Genomic DNA, 273 nt, shown 5'->3' on the forward strand with positions numbered 1-273 from the left:
CGATCGGATGCAAGGCGAGCAAGCGTGGTCAGGGCGTCCCGCGCAGAAGGCACAAGTCTGCGCGGCGCACTGTCGATGACGCAAAGCGAGCCGAGCGCGTAGCCTTGACTATCGCGAATGTTTGCGCCGGCGTAAAACCGTATGCCAGGCTCGCCCGTTACCAGAGGGTTGGAGGCGAAGCGCAAGTCGAGGCGAGCGTCTTCAACAACGAAGGCGTCGTCCTGCAGGATGGTGAAATTGCAAAAGGCCCATGATCGTGGTGTCTCGCTCCGT

Annotated in this window: 1 protein-coding gene; it reads right to left on the bottom strand. The window is 61.2% G+C overall.

All coding sequences use genetic code 11. The features are described from left to right. Positions 1–185: GAF domain-containing protein (locus SB749_RS19450; RefSeq protein WP_410711752.1), on the bottom strand; the 185-nt coding region annotated here is incomplete at its 3' end. Positions 186–273 lie beyond the last annotated feature (88 nt).

Source organism: Brevibacterium sp. SIMBA_078, assembly GCF_046534565.1.
Taxonomy (GTDB): Bacteria; Actinomycetota; Actinomycetes; order Actinomycetales; family Brevibacteriaceae; genus Brevibacterium.